We start from the raw sequence: 2,625 nt of genomic DNA, 5'->3' as shown, positions 1-2,625 counted from the left end.
TGCTCCTCCGTGAGCCAGTCGGGGTTGAGGTTGGCCAGTTCCATCATCACCTGCAGGCCCAGCCGCTCGGTGTGACGCAGAGCCTCCAGCCCGCGCTGGGTCAGGTAGCGTGTGTCGCCCGTCTGCACGGCGACGTCGGCTACGAGGCCCAAGGCGACCAGGTCGAGGTGCCGGGTTGCGCCCGCAGACTGCCCGGCCCGGTCGTACAGCGGCTCCGCCAGCTTGTAGGCACACCCCACCCCGGATAGCTCGCGCAGCGGGTGGGACTCGGGCAGCAGCTTGGGATTGACGACGGCGTAGGCCTCGGGCAAGAGCGGGGGCAGGTCGTGATGGTCGGTGACGATGACGTCCACCCCCTGCGACCGGGCATAGGCGACGGCCTCGTGGGCGCTGACACCGGTATCGCAGGTCAATACAAGGTCGACGCCGTCGGCGATGATGCGCCCGAGGACGGGGAGGTTGACGCCGTGAGACTCTTTGGCACGGATGGGGATATGGTAGCGCACGCTCGCGCCTAGATCCCAAAGCGTGGATACCAGCACCGTCGTCGACGTCTGGCCGTCCACGTCAAAATCGCCCCAAACGCAGATGCGCTCCCCCCGCCCGATGGCGCGTTCCAGCCGCTCGACAGCTTCGACCAGATTCGGCAGCTCGGTCGCGAGGGCCGGCCGGTAGCGGTCGGGGTCGAGAAAGGCCTGCGCGGAGGCCACGTCGGTGATCCCCCGCCGGGCCAGCGTCTCCGCCACCAGCGGATGCCCGCCGACGGCGGCCTGCAGCGCCTCTGGCACCTGGACGTCTAGAGGCTCAACCCACTCGTGCATCAGTACTCGACCTCGGCAATCTGCTCAAAGTCGATATCGACGCCGAACGCGTCACCGGCGTCCGCCTCGCTCTCGATCTCATCAAACGCTGCATCAAGCACCTCGTCCAAAGTACCCGCACGCACGCCGCGCTCGCACAGCGAGCGGTACGGACAGAACTTGCAGCGCTGCACCTGTGTGGTGAGGGGAAAATCCTCGTCGCCAAGCCCAGAAATCTCCTCAACAAGTGATGTCAAGTACGCCTCGTCGGCCTCGTGCTGGGCCGCATCGTAGCCAAAGCGCGCCGGCTCCCCCGGATAGTCGGCAAACCAGTAGATCATCTCGACCTGCTCCGGCGCAAGGGGCCGGTCGCCATTGAGGTGCGCGCCCGCCCGCACCAACAAATACGGATAGACCTTGGTCTGCAGCCGCTCGGCCAGGTATTCGCGCTTGGTCCGCTTGCGCGAGGTCTTCCAGTCCACGATCACGGCCCGCCGCCCAGCGTCCACGGCGACCAGGTCGTAGCGGGCGACCAGGCGGTAGTCCCCCAGCGGCGCCGACAGAACAACCTCCGGGTAGCGCGTCTCCGGCAGATCCTGCGGCCCGCACTCTAGATAATTGTGCCACCAGCGGCGCAGGTCCGGCTCCTGGACGGTGCGCGATAGATCCTCGGCAGGGATGCCCAGCATGTGCCGGTGGACCAGGCGGTGAAACGCTGCGCCCTGCTGCATGCGAAGCTCGTTCTCCAGGGCCGGCTCCACCTCCTGGGCGGGCCAGGCCAGCTGGAGCACATAGCGCAGTTGGAAACGCCGCGGGCAGTCGACGTAATCCTGCAGGCTGCCCTGGCTGAATTGAAAGTTGGTGGGTAGTAGTGCCATAATCGATCTCCCGTACTGGAGATTGGGTAACTGCTCAGGCTACACAGAGACCCGCGGAGAATCCACAGAGAGACGCAGAGTTTTCATTATCCTCTGCGAGTCTCTTCCTAATCTCTACGAATCTCTATTCCAAATTGGAACAGCCTGAACAGCTACGATTGGAGATTAATCTCCGGTCTCTAATCCCCCTCCTCCCAGAAGTTATGTAGGGCAATGAAGGGCACCGCCGGCTGCGCGTCCCCGCGGCGGCCGGTGTTCCAGGTGATGATCAGCTCCTTCTTGGCGCGCGTGATGCCCACGTACAGCAGCCGCACCCGCTCGGCGGCGTAATCCAACCGCGCCTCGTGCGTCGGATCGCGTTCCTCGTATTCATAGACGCCCAGGTCCCCCTGCTCGAGGATGGCCTCCAACTGGGCCAAGGCTTCCGCTTCGAGGTTCGCGCTATCCCGCACGAACCACTTTTCCGAGATGAACTGATCGTGGGGCAGGGCCGAGGGAAAGTTATAGTTGTTGACCGACATCAAATAGACCCGATCCCACTCCAGTCCCTTGGCCTTGTGCACGGTGGCGACGATGACCTTGCCCTTGTACCGCTCGGGGTCAAAGCCGGAATCGTCGGCGCTTAACCCCAAGAAGCGGCGCTCGTTCCTGGCCACGACCGCCAGCTCCTCGACCAGCTCCGGCAGCCGCCAGTCGGCGTGATCCTCGCTCATGCGGCGCAGGACGCCCGCCAGCTTGTGAGCCACGGCCAGGTCGGCGGGCTCCTCGAACAAGTCCTGCGCCAGGGTGAGGATCAGTTGATCGACGGGCAGCAGGGTCGCCTCCTGCCAGCGGCGGACGAGGGCGCGGAACTGGATCAGGCGCTCGTGCAGGTCGGGAATATCCTCGCTTGCGTCCAGGATGTCGAGCCAATCGCGGTCAACCCTGGGCCAGAGGAAATCCTCGAC

At 64.8% G+C, this 2,625-nt stretch carries 3 protein-coding genes; all 3 read right to left on the bottom strand.

The features are described from left to right. Positions 1–821: DHH family phosphoesterase (locus P8X48_13210; GenBank protein MEJ2108261.1), on the bottom strand; the 821-nt coding region annotated here is incomplete at its 3' end. Continuing rightward, a complete protein-coding gene (locus P8X48_13205) occupies positions 821–1,678 on the bottom strand; it encodes a PD-(D/E)XK nuclease family protein (GenBank protein MEJ2108260.1) in 858 nt (285 codons plus the stop codon). The genes P8X48_13205 and P8X48_13210, both read right to left, overlap by 1 nt. A gap of 179 nt (positions 1,679–1,857) precedes the next feature. Further along, positions 1,858–2,625 (bottom strand): 3'-5' exonuclease (locus P8X48_13200; GenBank protein MEJ2108259.1); only part of this gene is annotated, 768 nt, incomplete at its 5' end.

This window comes from Acidiferrobacteraceae bacterium, assembly GCA_037388825.1.
In the GTDB taxonomy this organism is placed as follows: domain Bacteria; phylum Pseudomonadota; class Gammaproteobacteria; order Acidiferrobacterales; family JAJDNE01; genus JARRJV01.
This window is presented reverse-complemented; position numbering and strand designations above follow the sequence as displayed.

What these genes read in the sequence shown, in the direction of transcription:
- P8X48_13205 (MEJ2108260.1), bottom strand. Translation starts at nt 1,678, where the DNA reads ATGGCACTACTACCCACCAACTTTCAATTCAGCCAGGGCAGCCTGCAG.